The sequence below is a fragment of the Spongiibacter marinus genome (assembly GCF_016906995.1).
GTDB lineage: Bacteria > Pseudomonadota > Gammaproteobacteria > Pseudomonadales > Spongiibacteraceae > Spongiibacter > Spongiibacter marinus.
The window spans coordinates 50,126-64,513 of record NZ_JAFBBD010000005.1 but is presented as its reverse complement, the minus strand read 5'-3'; the positions used below and the strand labels follow the sequence as shown (position 1 = coordinate 64,513).

The 14,388-nt window shown below is 55.6% G+C and carries 12 protein-coding genes; 4 read left to right on the top strand and 8 right to left on the bottom strand.

Annotated features, from left to right (window positions below):
- Window positions 1-69: 69 nt before the first annotated feature.
- The 5 genes from HNR64_RS08720 to HNR64_RS08700 form a co-directional block, all read right to left on the bottom strand.
- The gene (locus HNR64_RS08720) at window positions 70-2,340 is read right to left on the bottom strand and encodes a TonB-dependent receptor (protein ID WP_204996125.1); all 2,271 of its coding nucleotides are present in this window, start codon (window positions 2,338-2,340) and stop codon (window positions 70-72) included.
- Between the two features lie 138 nt (window positions 2,341-2,478).
- Complete coding sequence (locus HNR64_RS08715; RefSeq protein WP_204996124.1) at window positions 2,479-3,876, bottom strand: parallel beta-helix domain-containing protein; 1,398 nt, start codon at window positions 3,874-3,876, stop codon at window positions 2,479-2,481.
- A 41-nt stretch (window positions 3,877-3,917) separates the two neighbouring features.
- Window positions 3,918-5,075, bottom strand: a complete 1,158-nt coding sequence (locus tag HNR64_RS08710) for a cytochrome-c peroxidase (protein WP_204996123.1) — start codon at window positions 5,073-5,075, stop codon at window positions 3,918-3,920.
- A 2-nt stretch (window positions 5,076-5,077) separates the two neighbouring features.
- Window positions 5,078-5,803: a c-type cytochrome gene (locus tag HNR64_RS08705; RefSeq protein ID WP_204996122.1), complete on the bottom strand. Its 726-nt coding sequence runs from the start codon at window positions 5,801-5,803 to the stop codon at window positions 5,078-5,080.
- 324 nt (window positions 5,804-6,127) lie between these two features.
- Entirely contained in the window at window positions 6,128-6,958 is an 831-nt protein-coding gene (locus tag HNR64_RS08700; RefSeq protein ID WP_204996121.1) for a metal-dependent hydrolase, read from the bottom strand.
- A gap of 128 nt (window positions 6,959-7,086) precedes the next feature.
- On the opposite strand from HNR64_RS08700, the gene HNR64_RS08695 reads away from it, so the two are divergent.
- The gene (locus HNR64_RS08695; protein WP_204996120.1) at window positions 7,087-8,148 is read left to right on the top strand and encodes an AraC family transcriptional regulator; all 1,062 of its coding nucleotides are present in this window, start codon (window positions 7,087-7,089) and stop codon (window positions 8,146-8,148) included.
- Window positions 8,149-8,189: 41 nt separating this feature from the next.
- Here HNR64_RS08695 and HNR64_RS08690 read toward each other — a convergent pair whose 3' ends face one another.
- Both HNR64_RS08690 and HNR64_RS08685 read right to left on the bottom strand, forming a co-directional pair.
- Window positions 8,190-10,058, bottom strand: a complete 1,869-nt coding sequence (locus HNR64_RS08690; RefSeq protein WP_204996119.1) for a S8 family serine peptidase — start codon at window positions 10,056-10,058, stop codon at window positions 8,190-8,192.
- A 171-nt stretch (window positions 10,059-10,229) separates the two neighbouring features.
- Window positions 10,230-11,252: a DUF2804 domain-containing protein gene (locus tag HNR64_RS08685; protein ID WP_338061840.1), complete on the bottom strand. Its 1,023-nt coding sequence runs from the start codon at window positions 11,250-11,252 to the stop codon at window positions 10,230-10,232.
- Window positions 11,253-11,404: 152 nt separating this feature from the next.
- Here HNR64_RS08685 and HNR64_RS08680 point away from each other — a divergent pair, with 152 nt between their 5' ends.
- The 3 genes from HNR64_RS08680 to HNR64_RS08670 all read left to right on the top strand — a co-directional run bounded on the left by HNR64_RS08680 (window position 11,405) and on the right by HNR64_RS08670 (window position 13,055).
- On the top strand, window positions 11,405-11,551 hold the full coding sequence (locus HNR64_RS08680) for a hypothetical protein (protein ID WP_204996117.1): 147 nt from the start codon (window positions 11,405-11,407) through the stop codon (window positions 11,549-11,551).
- Window positions 11,552-11,568: 17 nt separating this feature from the next.
- Window positions 11,569-12,255: a type 1 glutamine amidotransferase domain-containing protein gene (locus HNR64_RS08675; RefSeq protein WP_204996116.1), complete on the top strand. Its 687-nt coding sequence runs from the start codon at window positions 11,569-11,571 to the stop codon at window positions 12,253-12,255.
- Between the two features lie 71 nt (window positions 12,256-12,326).
- Window positions 12,327-13,055, top strand: coding sequence for a 4'-phosphopantetheinyl transferase family protein (locus HNR64_RS08670; protein ID WP_204996115.1), 729 nt, complete (start codon window positions 12,327-12,329; stop codon window positions 13,053-13,055).
- An 89-nt stretch (window positions 13,056-13,144) separates the two neighbouring features.
- On the opposite strand, the gene HNR64_RS08665 is transcribed toward HNR64_RS08670, so the two are convergent.
- Window positions 13,145-13,984 (bottom strand): hypothetical protein, encoded by an 840-nt coding sequence (locus HNR64_RS08665; RefSeq protein ID WP_204996114.1) that lies wholly within the window; start codon window positions 13,982-13,984, stop codon window positions 13,145-13,147.
- Window positions 13,985-14,388: the final 404 nt, after the last annotated feature.

Genomic DNA, 14,388 nt, shown 5'->3' with positions numbered 1-14,388 from the left:
CGCGGGGAGTGTAGGTGGCCAATATGAAAATCTGGTGACAGCCCAGTAACTGCCACCGGGAAACGCGATTTAGAAAAAGGCCTTAAAGTCGACACCGTAGGTGAGTGGGTCAACAATGCCCACGTGGTAGGTGCCCAGTACATCGCCGGTTAAACCGCCGGGCTGCGAAACCCGCTCGTTTTCCAAGAGGTTTTTACCCCACACCGCAAACTCATAGCCCCCTGACGGAGTGATAAAACTCACGCGGGCATTGAGCAGTTCGGTATCATCGCCGTAACCGGGGACACGGTTAAACTCATCCAGGTGGTCCTCGTTCTCGCGGTCTGTATTCTCCTCGTACACATAGTCGAGGTGAAACAGCACGGTACCCGCAGCAAGCTCTGGCGACCAATCCAGGGTAAGCGTGTATTCCTGAGGTGTTGTCGCCGAACGATTGTCGGCGGTAACAAAATTACCCTGCGCATCGTAGTGCGCCTCGCGGCTGGACTCCTGCTCGCGGTAGGTATAAATCACGCCAAAGCGGAGCGACTCGGTGACCAACCAATCTAAGGTCAGCTCGACACCACTGATATCTTCATCAGTGTTAATCACCGTCGGCACTGCCGCGCCACTGCCCGGCTGCTGCGACTCAATAGCCTCCTGACGGTCGTCGATGGTCATTTGGAATAACGCCAACTGCGTTCGAATCGTCGTGGCTAAAAAGTCGCCTTTTATCCCCAGCTCATAGTTATTAACGACCTCTGGTTCCAGAGGAACATCCCCCGAGCCGGGGTTTAACGAGTCGTAGCCACCAGACTTGTAACCCGTAGAGTAACTGGCGAAGGCCATCGCTCCCTCGGCCAGCTGATAGTTCGCCACCAGGCGGCCGGTAATTTTGTCCCAGCTTTCGCTGGCACGCTCAACACCATTGGTGTTGAAGAAAAAGTTTTCCCCTTGTAATTGCGACAGCGGGAAATCAGTAAGCGGCGCATCCCAGCTGAACTGCTTGTCATCTTTGCTGTAGCGCAAACCGGCTAGAATATTCAGCCGGTCCGTCACCGTAAAATCGACGTCTGAGTAAACGCCGTAGTTTTCAAAGTCACCGATATTGGTCATCGTCTCGGTAACATAATTACCGGCAATCACCCCTCCGATTAACGAGTTGAGCACGTTGGCGGGCAGGCCCAACATGTCGGAGGCCAGCTCGACGACGGCGCCGTAACTAAAGGTTAACGCGGTGAGCTGGTAGGTATCTTCGGTGCTGTAGTTAACACCGAAAACCATATCGACATTTTCCAGAGCGATATTGAGCTGCGCTTCGAGATAGCTGATATCGGAGTCTTCGACGTTGTTGGTATCTACATAAACATCTTCAACGGCAGTACCGTCTTCATCTTGCAAGTTATAGGTTTCAAATTCGCGATGGCTAGCGATCAGGCTTAAGGTACTGGCATCGTTCACATCAAACCAGAGTTTGCCAACCACGCCGTACATATCGCGACGCTCACCGGGCTTGCGCGCATCGGTACTGACTTTTCTATCCGTTGGGTCGGGAAAATCCGCGTATTGCTCGCTAATTCCCATCATCGCCTGCGGGCCGTTATCGACCTTGTCGTAATCGGCAGACAGCTGCATACGCAGCCGATCACTGGCCTGCCACAACAGTGATACTTTGGCGAATTGGTTATCCTGCTCTCGCGGGTCTGGCCGCGATGGCCCCTTATTGTCGACCACGGCATCACGCTGGTTGTGCAGCACATTGACCCGCAAAGCCAGATTATCGCTCAGCGGCACATTCCCCATGCCCTCAATGCGAACGAGGCCGTAATTCCCGAGTTTCGCGGAGAGAAAGCCCTCGCGCGCCTCAAGGTCGGGAAGGTTGGAAACGAAGCTGACCACGCCTGCTGCGGCATTACGCCCGAACAGCGTGCCCTGCGGGCCTTTCAAAACCTCGACACGGTCCATATCTGAAAATGGCACCGTTATCGCCGCGCGAGGAAGGTAGACACCATCCAAGAATGTGGCGACAGAGGGGTCGCCACCGGTACTGATATTAGAGCTTTCAATACCGCGGATCACAAAAGAGGACTGGGTAACACCGCCAGCATCCTGAATGTTAGTCCCCACTTTCAAGCCTGGAATATAGGCTTGAATGTCGGTCATGGTTAAGGCCCCGGTATTTTCCAGATCCTGGGTACTGAAGGTATCCACGGTTACCGGCACCGTCATGGCACTCTGCTCCCGCTTCTGCGCGGTGACCAAAACTTCCTCTAGGGCGAGGTTGTTTGCCGCCTGCGCGCCTGTTGCCACTACGGTCGCGGCGATTGCTGCGCCTATTCGCGCTCGATGCCCTGCCTTCATGCTTTACCCTCTTCGCTTCTCACCATGCTGCGCGGCGGCTTGCATTCGAAAAGAAGAGCGGCGTTCTGGCGACGCCGTCACAACTCACAAGCCTCGATCGTTTACCTCTTACTTTTTAATCTCTTACTTCTCAATCTCTTATTTCTCAATCTCTAGCATATATTCTGCCACTTTGCGCCTTAACTCTTCCGATAGATGCGACTGAGTTGGCATAGGCGGATAATCCGGGCGAATCTTGTGCGGGTCAGCAATATAATTGGCAATGCCCTCTGGGTTCTTGTGGTACAGGGCTTGGATCGCCAGCGTGGGCGGCCCAATCATCCGCATATTGTAGGCGTGACACCCCGCACAAATACCTTGATAAAGCCGCTTAGTACGGTCCTCATCATTTTCGATTTCTCGTGGCGGTGCACCATCAGCAAGCAGGTAGGTATCAATATCGTGCGTATTGGTTCGCTCGCACTTGCTCCATTTCTTTAGGCCAAAGGTGATGTACTGTTCTTTTTGCAAGATGCAGTTATCCGGCTCTTGAGCAGAACCGATATTGGCAAAAACATCCGGGCCACGGCGGGTGAATTGCGTGAGCATGGCCGCTTTAATTTCGGGAACAGGGTCGGTGCCGTTGTCATACATTAGATTATCGAGAATGGCGATACGATCCGGGTTCGGCTCAGATTCGGGGTCGGAAGCAATATCGGTAACAAAGCCGAGATCGGTAATTACGATACCCGCCGTCGTGTTACCAGAAATGATATTACCCTCGACGATCACATCATCCGCCGCCATGATAACCACACCGATACCGCGCGGCACCTTGGCAACAATCGAGCCCGGCGCACCAAAATTTTCGGTATTGTTATTCACCACAAAGTTGTCGCGCAGAATCACATCGTAGGCAGTTTTAATCGGTAAGCCAGGGGTAATGAATACCAGCAGACCTGCCGTATTGTTGTGAGCATAATTGTTTTCGACAATCGCATGCCGGGTGTTTTCAATTTCAATCCCCGCCACGTTGTCAAACACTTCATTGTGGCGAACCACGACGTTGTCACACATGCCAACGTAGATCGCCGCATCCTCGATGCCACTGAGCACGTTGTATTCAATCAGGCCGTTTTTACCGAACTGAGGGAATATGCCGTAGACGCCGGTATCGATAACCCGGTTATAGCGGATGATGTAGTTATTACCGGCCTGCCCCATAATGGCATTGCCTTTGTAATGCTTAATGGTCAGCCACTCTACGGTAACGTCGTTACCGGAGTACAAAATCGCGTCATTGCGTTTGTGCTCGCCGTCGAGTACCGGCCACTCCCCCTCAACCACCACGCCTCGCAGGGTGATATTGTCCTTATCGATATAGACGCTTTCTTTGTATGTACCGGGGTGAATTAAAATCACATCCCCAGGCGCAGCCGCGTTCACTGCCTCCTGAATAGATTGGCCATCTTTCACGGCAAGCTCGGCGGCAATGGCCGCGCCTGAAGTGATTAACAAACACAGCCATAGCGCCAACTTGGCAACGGGCTTTTTCATGGTTCTGCTCCTTAGGTTTTCTACCCAGGCATTGATTGCTATCAATGGCTTCCCAATACTGGCGTCAGCCCTGACGGCACGCGTTCGGGCAGTGTCGGCATATAGCTTTCGTCAGTCAGTGTTTTCATAAAGTCGACGAGGCGATCCAGCTCCTCATCGGTGAGATTCGGCTCCCAAATATGCCAGTGCAGGCTGAGCTTCTCGCCGGCGGGTACAGCGTGTCCCCGTCCGCCGTTATAAAACGCCGTGGCATCGCGCAGCGTGGCAAAACGCCCCGAGTGCATATAGGGCGCCGTCAGCGCAACATTGCGCAACGAGGGCACTTTAAAGCCGCCACGCTGCGACGCGTCACCGGTCACGCCCTGCACGCCGGGGTCAAGTGCTCGCCCGTCCGGCTCTGGCGTCCCCAGTACCGCAACCTGCTGGTTAGTAAACAGCGGCGGGGTGTGGCACTCCGCGCAGCGCGCCACAAACGAGCGAAAGATGTTCATCCCCTCAATTTCCTGGGCGTTGAGAACATCGTGATAGCCGTGGGCGTAGAGGTCGTAACGGCTGTTTAACGACACCAGGGAAGACTCAAAAGCGGCAATCGCGGTGTATATCTGATCCAACTGAATCGATGCATCACCACCGAAGGCCTCGGCAAATAGCGCGGGGTAATGCGCCGAGGCGCGAAGATCGGCCAGCAGTTGTGCCGGGCTGTTCGCCATCTCCACCGGGTCGTAAAGGGGGCCCTGCATTTGCGCCTCCAGCGAGTCTGCCCTGACATCCCAGAACAAGCGCTTAAGAAAACCGACATTCCACAAACTCGGCGCCGATCGCTTGGCAAGCTGCCCTCCGGCGCCAATGCTCAGTCCACGTCCATCGGCAAACCCCTTACTCGGATCGTGACAGGAGGCACAGCTCAACTGGTGATTACCCGACAGCACCGGGTCAAAGAACAGCAAGCGGCCGAGGTCAATTTGCTGCGGGCTAAAGCCCTCTCGCAGCGTGGGTAAGCCGGTTTTCAGTCCGCCCACACCACTTTTTTGCAGCGATCGGTAATCGCGATACAAGCTCAGCAAATAGCAGCCGCCATCGCGCAAGGTAAAACCCGCCGGACAAAATTCATTGAGTTTCCAGGTTTGCGCAGCGTGGACAGCCGGCAAATAAAACAGCAGCACGAGGCAAGGCAACAAGGCCCGCGTGTAAGCACTCATTGCTAGTCGGCCAGTGACTGAATATACGCCAGGACATCGCGCAGTACGGCTTCGTCTGGCAGGGAATCCGCCATCATCGCCATTTGGTAGCCGTATTTATCGGCTTCATCCGCACCGCGAATACCGTCTCGAAAATGAATAAATTGACGCTCCAAATACCAGTCATCAACCCCCGCCAAAGCAGGCGCTTGCAGCAATTCAATCCCTTCAGCCGCGGGGCCATGACAGGCACCACACAGATTGCTGTAGTAATCGGCGCCGCGTTTTAGGTCGCCGCTGAGCGTCGCCGCTGCCGCCTGACTTCCCATCGCCGAGATGTATGTCACGACCGCGTCGACCGCCTCGCTGTCGGGTAAGGTCTTGGCGATTGCCTGCATTTGCTGGCCATAGCTGTCTTCAGGATGGCTGCCGCGCAGCCCCGAGCGATAGGCCTGCAACTGACGCGTCAAATACCAGCTCTGCTGGTTGCGCAGCGACGGCGCGCCCAGCGACTGATTGCCCTGTGCCTCATCGCCATGGCAGGCCACGCAGGCCTGATAGAGCGCCTTGCCATCTGCCCCCGCTCCCTTGGCCAGCAGTTGCTGAGCTGCCGCTGCGGCTTGTTCGCTATCGGCCGATGGCCCCTGGTCAGAACTACACGCCACGACGGCAAGCGAGCACAGCACCACCGCCAGGCGGCGATAGCGCTTGAAGTTATGCAAATTGAAATGGCCAGACACACTTTCCATGGGGCGGCTCCGTAATCCTATGTAGAACTGGCCACAACGAGTGGTGCAGGCCAGTATTATTATTTTTATTCAGCATAGACCGTGCCATAAAAAAGCACAGCCAATACACACAGCAAAGTTTACGTGTATTACATTGACGATACCCGCTTCCGCCATGGCTGTTAAGCCCCACACACATTACAATCGCGTAAAAAATACGCCCACGGTGTAGATTTCTAGAAATTTTCTATATTTTTCATTGAGATAAAAAGACCCCTTCGCGAGGACAAAGGGGCAAAGGCATCGAAAAGGCCACTGAAAAGAGCGGTGTCTTTGAAAGGAAAACTAGCGATTCACTTGGCGAGCAGCGACATCGGGATAGCGCAACTGCCAATCGTTAATCAGTGCACGCTGGTCAATATCATCGGGGTGAAAGCCGCGACGAAATGCCTTCAAAAAGTGCGGCATTGCCTCCGTCATCAGCCCGCCCCGCCCCCAGAAAAAGCACAACGCCTGCCAGCGCTCACGCCACGTCACACGCCGGCCATCCGCCCGCAGTAACTGGCGCTGAAATACGCTGATGCGGAAGAAAAAAAGCATCAGCGACAGCATAAGTACACGCCTGCGCAGAAACTCACTGCCCACGTGGCGACGAAAGACATCGAAGGCCACCGCCTTGTGTTCGATCTCCTCAACCGCGTGCCATACCAACATGTCCCGAAATGTCGGGTCCATCTCGCCCAGTACCTCGGGATGACGCAAAGCGTGCTCAGCAAGCGTTGCGGTAACATGTTCCAAAGACACCGTAATCGCGAGTTGGCGCTGGGGCGACAGGCGTTTTCGCGCAGTATCGAGCAGCGCCTTTGCCCGTGCGGCAACCTTTGCCATAGGAAAGCCCTGGGCTTCCAAAGCACTGTTGAAGTCTTCATGCGCCTTGCCGTGGTGGGCTTCCTGGCCGATAAAGGCCCGAATGCGCTGCGTCAGCGCCGGGTCGCTAACCTCGGGCTGGTAGTGGCGCACGGTATCAATGAAAAAGCGCTCGCCGTCGGGAAAGGTCGCCGACATCGCATAGAAAAAAGTCGAAATCAGCGGATTCCCACCAAACCAGTATTTGTCCATGGATGCGGGCGCAGGAAAGTGCATCCGCCGAACGGTAATCCCATTATTAACCTGCATTATTATTCTCCAACTTGTCGCGGTGCTAGGCGTGCTCAACCACCCGACGGAAACTATGGCATAGTGCTTTTACTGCTAGCAGGTTAATTTCTCGCAGCCTCCGGTGCTTTAACGACACAGGACACGTTATGGACGCAGAACAACACGGCGACGGTGAGTATTCCATTTCCAGTGACTACCTGGTGACGCTCAGCGAGCAAGCTTTTGAGCGCGGCATGGCCATTGGCGAACTGCTACAGGGCTGTGGGCTGAGCAGCGAGGTGCTGCTTCTGCAAGACGTCAGTATTGGCCACCGCTCTTTTCTACAGGCTGTGAGCAACTTTCAGAAAATTGATAACAACCTGTGGTCGGCACTGGAAGGCGGCCGCCGGATGACGCTATCCAAGCACGGTTACTTGGGCTACGCCGCCCAGCATAGCCGCAGTTTGTCCGAGGCCGCGGACAAGCTGTATCGCTACGTATCTACCCGCATTAACTTTGTCACCCTCGAGTCGGGACAAACCCACCCTGAAATAACCGAAGGCAGCGATCGTGCCATGCTGTGCCTCCGGCCACTCGAGCCACAACACCCTGCCATGCGCTATGTCTGCCTGTCTTTACTTTCCTGCCTGGACACCTTGTGCCGACAAATACTTGGACGCGGCGCCGCGCACCTGGCTAGCCATATCACCATGCAGGGAGAGGCCCCAAACTGCCCGCCACCGGCGCTCCCCGGCGGCTCCAAAATCAGCTTTGGCGCTTCGGTTTACAGCCTGTCGTGGCCGAACAGCATCCTCGATCTGCCGCTTGCGACCCGCGACGCCGACCTGGCAAAACTGGCGGAAGCGCGCTGCGAAAATGACCTGCGACGCAGCCTCTCATCACAACGCCTATCGTCGCGGGTGCTCGCCCAACTGCAGCGCAGCCAGGGCGAGTTACCGACCATTGACGACGTTGCCGCGAGGCTCAATATGTCTACCGCGACCCTGCAGCGGCGACTGAAAACCGAGCAGTGCAGCTATCAGCAGTTAAAAGATGAGTTCCGGCAAAAGCGCGCCCGCGAGTTACTCAACCAAGCGGTAAGCATTGAGTTAATCGCCGAGCAGCTGGGGTACAGCGATGCCAGTAATTTTGCGAAAGCCTTTAAAAGTTGGACAGGATTCCCGCCCAGCGTCTACCGACAGCAACTCAGGGAAAAATCCGAGACATAAAAAAAGGCACCCGAAGGTGCCTTAGCTGAAGGATATCCCGCTTAGGGATTGTCAGTGTAGAGCGTGTAATCACCACTGCCACTGTATGACTTCACACGCCAGCGGTAGGTGCCACTGGTGCCGTTGTAGGTCACTTCTTCGCTTGAGCTCGCCGTCTCACCGCTGGCCACGCTCGACCAACTGCTGAAAAACAGGCCACGGCTATATTTTTCCAGAATGAGATCGAAATCGGCATTTGCAGGGCCCTCTAGCAGACCATAGAACTGGCCACCATTGCTGGAGAAACCGCCGCTGCTCGGGCTGTAGTCATTGTCATTGCTGCCAGTGAGCGTGCCACTGGTTTGCTCACACTCAGGACAGGGACCAGCACCGGGCTCTTGCAGGCTCAGCAGCTGGCTATCTGTATCCTGCTGGCCAGCAGTGTCGCTCACCGTCAGCGTAACGGTAACGTCGCCGTAGGCTGCATAAGTATGGCTAACACTCGCGCCAGCGGCCGAGCTTCCATCGCCAAAGCTCCAGCTGTACTGCTGAATGCCCTGGTCGTCAGACGATGCCGACGCATCAAAGCTACAGCTGAGTTCATTACAGCTATAGCTAAAGGACGCCACCGGCGGGAAGTCGACACCTTCACCTTGGGCAACCTGCAGCAGCAGGTTGGGAGAGCCACTGCCCAGACCACTCAACTTATTGCTGGTACCGTCTTGCAATAGTGTGCTGAAAACACTGGCCGGCGCTGCGTTAGGGTTTTGCGACAGAATCAACGCCGCCGCACCGGCAACGTGTGGCGCAGCCATTGATGTGCCGCTGATGGTGTTAGTGTCGTTATCGCCCTGGTACCAGGCAGAGGTGATTGCCGAACCGGGGGCAAAGATATCAACGCAGCTTCCTTTATTGGAGAAGGAAGAACGCGAATCAGATGACGTTGTTGAGCCAACGGTAACCGCTTCAGCCACGCGGTTAGGTGAACCGCTACAGGCGTCGGTATTGTCATTGCCGGCTGCCACCACAAAGGTAACGCCCGCATTAATCGCGCCTTTTACCGCTGCATCCAAAGCGGTACTGTTGCCGCCGCCGAGGCTCATGTTGGCAACCGCTGGCGCTTGATGGTTTGCCGCGACCCAGTCCACACCGGCAATAACACCGGAGTTGCTGCCTGAACCGTTACAACCCAGTACACGCACCGGATACACTGTGGCGCCCTTTGCCACACCGTAGGTGCTGCCCGCGGCCGTACCGGCAACGTGGGTGCCGTGACCATTACAGTCATCGGTATCTTCAGGGTCCGTACTGCTAAAGAACAAGCCGCCAGAGGCGGCAAAGTTACGCCCTACACCTGTGCGGCCGGAGAACTCATTGTGACTGCTGCGAATACCGGTATCGACGATGTAAACGTGAACGCCACTGCCATCGGCGCTGTAAGAGTATTGATTATCCAGCGGCAGCGAAGGCTGGTCGACACGATCCAGCCCCCAGGTCGCGTTATTCTGAACCGCAGCAATTGAGACGGTCTGATCCTGCTCAACCAGTTTTACCAGGGGATTCTTGGCCAGTAAGGCCGCCGCTTCCGGGCTCATTTTGGCCACGAAACCGCTGACCGCATTTTGATAAACACCCAATAGCTGACCGCCTACTGTCGCGAGCAATTCATCCACCAGGTCCGGCAGAGGCAGCGCCCCAAGCAAGCTGTCTTCTGCTTTTTGCAACAGCACAATGTATTGACCGTCGATCGGCTCACCTGCGGTCAGGTCGTCAGAGACCGAGGTTTCAAAGGTGCCCAGTTGCTGAGCGTCGTCTTGCTGCGCGGCACTCTGCAGGTTCGCGTCATCGCCCGAACCACCACTACCGCCGCCACATGCTGACAAGCCAAAGGCCAGCATCGAGCTCATAATCAGCGCTCTGTTTTTCATCATTGAAGTGCGTCCCCAATCAATTTTTATAATGTCCCAACGAAAAGCCCGATCCTTTCTTCGGGCCGGCGATGACTATAAACAAAGCACACTTATACAAACTGTTAACTGATGCCGATTGGAGAATTGGCGCGACTCAATTGCCTCGTTTTGTGACAGTGATCAACAAATGCCCTACCAGCGGGCGAAGTGATCTTCTGCAAAACCCCACTGCCCTGACAGCTCCAACTCCTCGCCCGGCAGGCTAATGCGACCATAGTAGCGGCCGAAAAACTGAGTAAAGTTTGAAGCGATCACCACCGCGTTGCGCTTTTCACTGCGCTGACCCGCTGGTTCAAAACGCAGATCCAAGATGCCATCTTGCGATCGCATAACCCACGGGGCCTCGCCGTCTTGGCGGTCAAAGTCGAACACGACAGTGCTGAGCTTCACCATCTGGTCATCCAGCCATAGCGCGTTTTCGGTATAACCCGTATCATTTACACCGGCGACTAAATTAAAGCCGATGCGACGGCCATCACTGAGGCGGGCTGACAAGCTTCCCCAGTTCCAGAACGTCTCGCGCCGCATATAACCCGCGCTCCAATCCACCCCCGCCAGCGCCGACATCGCAGCAAGATCGTAGTCGCGCCCCTGCCACCGCACGCTACCCGACACCGGCCTGGCCGTGGTTTTCTGGGTGTACACCCAGCCGGCGTAGCCTGCTCGCGTGCAAATAGATAAGGGTTGATAACCCTGTTCTTCATCGATAATTGCGTCGACCTGCAAACCACTGGCAAGCGACACAGTGAGGTGGCGTTGGCCGGGCCCGGCGACAATCTTTACGCGATTTTTCCCCGAGCAAAAATGCGCCTCGCCGTTATTGGGCTGAGTGTGAATGGCCGTTTTCAGACCCAGGGGCTGAACAAAGCTGAACTCATCGTACTCACCGCTATCCGGCGCATAGCAATAGACAAAGGCATTGCTCACCCACTTAAGGTCGACAATCGCCACGCCAATTATCAGCTCGTCACAACACAGCGATAAAAACTGAAATTGGTTGAAAGCGAAGTGGCGCGCCAACTTGCCGCGCGGCTTATCCATTGCGTTGCGCAGGTCGTAGTCGCGGTAATTGATATCGCCGACAGGCCGCTCGAAAACGCCAAAATGAGGCTGCCCATTCGCCTTGATTAACGCTGCTAAATCACCCAACTTCACCTCTCCATCGTCGACGGCTATGCCCTTCTAAACGGCGCCTATGGTAGACCAAAGCGCTTGAAGTCAACAGGTGAGACATGGTCATCATTACCCACAGCCAGACGCGCGGCGTTATTATTTTCGATGAGCACTGACCAGAATTTGCCCCGACGATGCAGCAATGGCTAAGCGACGCTAAAATCAACAGCCGCGAGCACCGCGTAGAGGGCTTGGAAAATGCCCCTCAAGCCTATATCAATCTGCTGGAGTCGCGTAATGTCGGCACAATGCTTGTCCGGGGAAGCGCCGAATCACAGTAAAAAACACAGGAAGCACTATGAAGATTTTGATGGTTCTCACCTCTCATGACCAACTCGGTGACAGCGGCGAGAAAACCGGTTTCTGGTTGGAGGAGTTTGCCGCCCCTTACTACGTTTTTCACGATGCTGGCGCCGACATTACGCTGGCATCACCGGCCGGTGGGCAGCCCCCACTCGACCCAAAAAGCGCGGCGGCCGATGCCCAAACCCCGGCAACAGCGCGTTTTAATCAGGACGCCGACGCTCAGCAGCGCCTTGCCCATACGCAGCGCTTAAACGATATGCGCGAACGCGACTTCGACGCAATCTTCTACCCCGGCGGCCACGGGCCACTCTGGGACCTAGCAGAAGACCCGCATTCAGTGCTGCTCATCGAACAGTTTATTCACGCCGAGAAGCCCGTCGCCGCGGTCTGCCACGCGCCCGCCGTCTTTCGCCACAGCATCGCCGCGAATGGCGAACCCTTGGTCAAGGGCAAACGCGTAACGGCGTTTAGCAATAGCGAAGAAGAGGCGGTTGGGCTTAGCAAGGTGGTGCCCTTTTCACTGGAGGATATGCTGAGCGAGCGCGGCGCGATTTATCAAAAAGCCGAGGACTGGGCCAGCCATATCGTTTGCGACGGCCTGATCTTTACCGGCCAAAACCCCGCCTCGTCGGCGGCCCTCGCCGAAGCCTTGCTAGCCCATCTCGCAAAAGGAAGCTAGATACCAGCCCGGCGCGACAGCATGCGCCGGGCAGCCTACAATAGTGGCGACATTCTAAGAACCTGCTCGCCATGCGTGAACCCACACGACCAGCCACTCTCCCGCCCTCCTTTTTGCACGCCTATCAGCAAACCGGCGCTGCGTCTGAGGGCCTGATACGCCTGAGCGCGGAATTTGATAGTGCGGCGTTCTCACCCTCTTTATTTGAGCAGTGGTCACTGTATTGCCCCGACAATATTGCCGACTCAATTACCAAGCGCCAGGCAGAGTTCTTCGCCGGCCGCTGGTTGGCCAGTCAGGCGCTGGCTCAGTTTGGACATCAAAATTTCACCGTCTTAGCCGATGAAAAGCGCTGCCCACTTTGGCCGGCGGGCACCGTCGGCAGCGTCACTCACAGCGACAACCAGGTTCGCTGCGCCATCGGTCGAGCCAGTGTGTATCAGACGCTGGGTATCGATATTCAGCCCTCGCTGAGCGAATCCGCAGCGCAAAAGCTGCAACGGCGGATTTTGTCACCAAGCGAAGTGCAGTTATTGGCATCGAGCGCGCTGCCCTTAGCTGTTGGGGTCGCGCTGAGTTTTTCGGCGAAGGAGAGCATCTATAAGGCGCTCTATCCCATCGTGAAGCGCTATTTTGGCTTTGCCTGCGCTCGGCTGGTCGCGGCAGAGGCTTGCGCCCAGACATTGCGGTTCACTATCGACGACGAACTCTCTGGTCTACCCGGCTGCCCCGGTGAAGTCAGCGTGCGCTATGAGTACACCCAGGAATTTGTGTATACAGAAGTCACGCTATCGAGATAACCGCTAAACCAACAGGCGAAAAAAAGGGCACCCTAGGGCGCCCAAGTAGATGCTGGAGAAGCATTTGCCTCGTAACCCGGGGCGAGGTATCACAGTGCCAGCGGCTGGCTGACCACTGGAATTGGGGGAAGCAATTCGATTTCGGCGCTTAAAATGGTGCCGCCGTCGCTGAAGTAGGTGGCCAGCGATGCGGGGTCATCTTTTAAGGCACCCAGCAGGGGGACAACAGCAAACAGCGTGTCGGGACCAAGGCCTGAACCGATGGTCGTTAGCGACTGCGGGTCGGCAACAACACCTGTGATGAAGCCTTCAACGGCACCCACGGCCATTTCCACTTTTGCCAGCGTCGCGTAGTCAGCGAGTGCTGGAATATCGATAATCGCGTCGAGTCCGGGAATACTCAGGTCACCGGTACCCACTGCTGCGATCTGCGCCAATGGCAGGAAGTCAGCGCCGGGCAGTCCGCCAGTGCCCAAGCCATTCAATATACTCAGCAGGGCATCCACACCCGGTAATTGCGGTGTTTCAGATGACAGCAGTGGCAGCGCATCCAACAGGTCACTCAGCCCTGGAACATCGCCAGCACCAGCGCCGCCCATACCACCTATGCCCAACACGCCGACGAGGGGCAGTGAATCCAGGCCGGGTAGACCGCCGCTACCAATATTGCCCAGTACATCGGGGAGTGCTTCCAAGCCTGGCAGCGGCAGCGCGTCTAAACCTGGCAAGCCTGCGCCAGACAGGCCATCCAGGCCCGCAGCGGGATTCATCAATGCATCGAGAGGCAGCGCGCCGATAATAGGTAGGCTGCCAAGGCTTGTAAGCAGACCACCAAGAACAGGAATTTGTGCCGCTTGGGCATGACTAAAGCTGGATGCCGCCAGCGAGACGCTTAGGGCAAGGCCATTTCTTAAACCGCGGAAAGACATGGTAAAGACTCCGTATTTATCATTTATTGCGAGACGTGTCGTTTCGAGTAACCATCAACGGCACGATGCTACGCGCAAGCTCTGCAGCAAAATTTGAACTCGCTCACATTTGACAACATCGCCACATATTAAATGCGTTATAAATAAACACTCTGCTATCAGTGAGTTATTGCAGGCTACGTTACTATGCACAACTACGAACAGTAATACGTAGATACCCGTATCTTAACAAGTGTTTACCTATATTTTGAAGCCTGTCGCAATGAAACACACCCCCGACTTTGCGCCGTACCTGAGCGCGTCAGTGAGCGCTATTCCTGACCAAATTACACATTGAGATCGCCTTGCCATAGACTGCATGGGCAAGCCCTTATTGACAGCTACCACGCTTTCAATTTGCGCCT